Raw genomic sequence first — 746 nt, forward strand, 5'->3', positions numbered from 1 at the left:
GTGGCGGGGGGCGCGGCCGGCGGGATGCCGTCGAGCACCTCCGCGCCCTCCTCCGGGGCTCCTTCCGGTCGGCCCTCCGCCCGACGCTGGCGGGGCGCGGCGGCCGGGGCGGCCGGTGGTGCGGGCACGTCCCGGCGGACCGGCCGTTCCACGGTGACCGGGGAGCGGGCCAGCCAGAGGTCGAGCACGGCGACCGCGGTCAGCAGCAGCGCCCAGCCACCCGGGCCGGTGATCCGGTCGTACGCGAACAGCGGCAGTACCGGTTGGGCGGCCAGTACGGTGGCGAACCGGGGCGCGCGCAGGCCCGTCCACCCGGCGTACGCGAAGGAGACGCCGGCGGTGACGGCGAAGATCATCCCGGCGAAGATCGCGCCCGAGGCGCCCCCCTCGCCGATCCGGTCCACCGCCCAGAGGGCGTATCCGGCCAGCGGCACCAGCAGGAGCCCGACCGCGGAGATGGTCTCGGCGGTCGAGGTCAGGCCGCGCCGGGCCAGCACCGGCGGGGCGAGCAGCAACAGCACCGTGGCGAGCAGCAGGATGCCCAGCCGGGCCAGCGCGTCCATCGAGCTGGTGGCCACCACGGCGAAGACCACCGCGGCCACCCCGAGCAGCAGCGCGCCCAGCCCGAGGGGGATGTTCTGCACCTCCCGCGAGGACGCCTCCGGCGGGTGTTCCGGGTCGTCGGCGTCCAACCAGGTGGGCGTGGACGGCGGTGGCTCGTCCGGACCTGTCTCGTATACACATCT

1 pseudogene is annotated in these 746 nt (G+C 76.1%); it reads right to left on the reverse strand.

Features of this window, described 5'->3' with window-relative positions:
• Positions 1–746, reverse strand: a pseudogene (locus C1I99_RS31745) (SCO7613 C-terminal domain-containing membrane protein); the annotation flags it as partial.

This window comes from Micromonospora deserti, assembly GCF_003236335.1.
GTDB classification, from domain to species: Bacteria; Actinomycetota; Actinomycetes; order Mycobacteriales; family Micromonosporaceae; genus Micromonospora; species Micromonospora deserti.